This window comes from Vibrio olivae, assembly GCF_042428525.1.
GTDB lineage: Bacteria > Pseudomonadota > Gammaproteobacteria > Enterobacterales > Vibrionaceae > Vibrio > Vibrio olivae.
The window spans coordinates 1-2,891 of record NZ_JBHMEP010000033.1 but is presented as its reverse complement, the minus strand read 5'-3'; the positions used below and the strand labels follow the sequence as shown (position 1 = coordinate 2,891).

The following is a 2,891-nucleotide window of genomic DNA, read 5'->3' as shown; positions in this document are numbered from 1 at the left end:
CGCTTCCAGTATGCGAAGAACTATTCTTTGTTCGTGTATGGACATGTCTTGCTGTTTTGACCATGTATATACCCATGAAACAACAACATCTTTATTCTTGGTAATAGGTAGTTTCTTTTTCATAAACGATTGATTTGCTGCAAATATACACAATCCCCACATTAAAACAAAAAAAGAGGGGTAAAACTCCCAAAGTGTGGGGACTAATTTACTTTTAAACTCCCAAAGTGTGGGGACTAAACTCCCAAAGTGTGGGGAAACACATGTTCTAATCCCTTTATTTATGGGCGTTTGCGAAGAAGTGATAGAGCATATTACAGACGATGCTTATAACAGACAAGGGGAATTTATAGAGCTAAGTGGTTGATTTACTGTCGGAAAAAGAAAAACGATAGGGAAAAAGAGCAAAGCAAAACCAACCAACGGGCGGTAGGATTGGAAACGGGTTTTTATGGCGTGTACACGTTTGTGTACAAAATGTTTGTATTTTATTGAAATATAGCTATCTTTGTGCTGAATTTAAAAGCAAACAGATATGGAAGCATTATCAGTAAGAGAATACCGTAACAACCTCGCAGCGTCTTTCACCAAAGCTGACAATGGCGAGCAGGTACTAATTCGCAGGAAAAACGAGATTTACGCTTTGGTAAAAGTTGGTCGTGAAGATTTGATGATAACCCCGGAGCTGCAAGCAAGGATTGACAAGGCAAGGGAAGAAATCAAATCCGGAAAGTGTGTTACCCTCAAAAGCAGTGAGGATATTGACGCTTATTTCGATAGTCTATGATGTACACAATTAGGGTTTCCGACGGGGTGGATAAGGTGATTGCCAAATGGAAGAAATCAAACCCCAATTTGTTCAAGAAGTATAAGAAAATCTACAAAGAATTGTTAGAGCACCCTAAGACTGGGCTTGGGCATCCCGAAGCGTTAAGGGGCGGTGGGGATATTACATGGTCTCGACACATTACCGCCCATGACCGGATAATCTATGACATTTACGAGGAAGTGGTAGAGGTCTACATCTTGGAGGTAGAGGGGCATTACAACGATAAATGATAAAACTGTTATGGTCGAATATTGTGTTTACTGGTTAGAGAACGGCGAGCCTATGCACGAGGTGTTCTCTTCTCTTGCCGCCGCCGAGATGTACTCATGTGCGATAAGAGGGAAAGAAAACATTGAATGGGTGGAGGTGTCCGAAGAAGAAACCATTGATTTGGACGAACTGGAAGACATGTTCCCGGATGACTTCTGCGGCGTGTAATCCCCTTGGGTAGAAATGGGGTAGAATTTGTTAGGCTGTGGGGGATTTTCTAACACGCCGGGGCTTTTTGCTGGGCGGTTGGCGTGGATGTATTCCCATGCGGCATGTGTATATATAGCAAGAAGTGTCCTTGTCGGACAATTCTTGCTTTTCTCGCTTTGCTCAAAAAGATTTTAAGATTACCTTTGTGGCATGGAACTAAGACGGAACGAAAAGATTACATTCCGGTGTACCGAACTTGAAAAGGACGCACTTGCGGAGCAGGCAGCCCGGTGCAGTCTAAGCGTATCGGAATACTGCCGGAGTTTGTCCCTTGGGGGGCGCCCAAGGGAGAGGTACACCGAGGAGGAACGGCAGCTTCTCCGGGACATAGCCCAGTTGAAAGGAACGCTCCAACGGCTGAACAACTACTTCGGTGGTCGCCAGTACCGGGAAGTGTTCGAGGAGAACCGGGCACTAATTACAGAGCTCAAAAAAATACTCTCACGATGATAGGGAAAGGGAAAAGCATATCACATGGTGTGGCGGCATTGGAGTACGACCTCGCCAAAGAGATAAACGGGCAGGCAGTAGCCACCGAGATAGCCCGGCATGAACTTTATGGGTGTACTGGTGCGGAAATGGTGCAGGAAATGAAACCGTATCACATTGATTTTCCGAACGTAAAAAACAACTGCCTACGTTTCGAGGTCAGCCCCTCGATAGAGGAAAGCGCCACCTTTACGGATGCGGACTGGGCGGAACTTGGTAACGACTTCATGCAGCGCATGGGGTTGGCGAACCACCAGTACATCATCATCCGGCACAGCGGTACGGAGAGCAAGAAAGAGCAAGCCCACCTGCACATACTGGCAAACCGGGTTTCCCTTTCCGGGGAACTGTACCGGGACAACTGGATAGGGAAAAAGGCAACGGAAGCCGCCAATGCCATAGCCAAGGAACGGAACTTTGTACAGTCGCAGGACATTGGCAAAGTCAACAAAGCGGAAATCAAGGAAGCCATGGACGGCGTATTGAAGAAGATGCAGGGCTTTGACTTTACCAAATTCAAGGAAGAACTTGGTAAGAGAGGTTTTAAAGTCCGGGAAGCCAGGGCAAGCACCGGGAAACTTAACGGCTACTATGTCACAGCCCGAAGCGGTACGGAGTATAAGGCAAGCGAGATAGGGAAAGGCTACACTCTCGCCCATATCGAGCGGACACAAAGCAAACTGAAGTGCAACTCAATGAACATATCTCATGGAAACAAACTCACACCCGGAAGCGGCAGCTTCCAACGTTAAGCAGGGACAGTACAGCCCCCGGAAAAGAAAAGATACAACGCCAAGGGTAAACCCGCAGCTTGCGGTAGAACTGGTGTATCAAGAACTAAAGCGTGTTGAAGTCTATACGAAGCGCATAGAGGACGCAACAGCCCGAAAGGTACAAATAGACGGGAAAAGCCTTGAAAGTGCCGAAAATCGCCTAAAAAACGTGTTGGCGGACTTTGAACGGCAGGGGAACAGAATGAAAAACGGCGGCTATGTGGACAAACGAATTTCGTTCTACTCAATCCTTTGTGCTGTTATCTCCCTATTGTTCGCTTGTTTCATGTGCTATCTTTGGACGGATGCAGCCAAAGACC

At 46.6% G+C, this 2,891-nt stretch carries 6 protein-coding genes; all 6 read left to right on the top strand.

Annotation, left to right across the window (positions count from 1 at the left end):
- Positions 1-535: 535 nt before the first annotated feature.
- Complete coding sequence (locus tag ACFFUV_RS24115) at positions 536-787, top strand: type II toxin-antitoxin system Phd/YefM family antitoxin (protein ID WP_004295507.1); 252 nt, start codon at positions 536-538, stop codon at positions 785-787.
- On the top strand, positions 784-1,059 hold the full coding sequence (locus tag ACFFUV_RS24110) for a type II toxin-antitoxin system YoeB family toxin (protein ID WP_004327436.1): 276 nt from the start codon (positions 784-786) through the stop codon (positions 1,057-1,059). Before ACFFUV_RS24115 ends, ACFFUV_RS24110 begins: the two co-directional genes overlap by 4 nt.
- Positions 1,060-1,111: 52 nt before the next feature.
- Positions 1,112-1,267: a hypothetical protein gene (locus tag ACFFUV_RS24105; protein WP_192915051.1), complete on the top strand. Its 156-nt coding sequence runs from the start codon at positions 1,112-1,114 to the stop codon at positions 1,265-1,267.
- A gap of 192 nt (positions 1,268-1,459) precedes the next feature.
- Positions 1,460-1,759 (top strand): mobilization protein MbpA, encoded by a 300-nt coding sequence (gene mbpA / locus ACFFUV_RS24100; RefSeq protein ID WP_004327437.1) that lies wholly within the window; start codon positions 1,460-1,462, stop codon positions 1,757-1,759.
- A 29-nt stretch (positions 1,760-1,788) separates the two neighbouring features.
- Positions 1,789-2,550, top strand: a complete 762-nt coding sequence (gene mbpB, locus ACFFUV_RS24095; protein ID WP_149970768.1) for a mobilization protein MbpB — start codon at positions 1,789-1,791, stop codon at positions 2,548-2,550.
- Positions 2,507-2,891 (top strand): mobilization protein MbpC (gene mbpC, locus ACFFUV_RS24090; RefSeq protein ID WP_512701402.1); only part of this gene is annotated, 385 nt, incomplete at its 3' end. The genes mbpB and mbpC, both read left to right, overlap by 44 nt.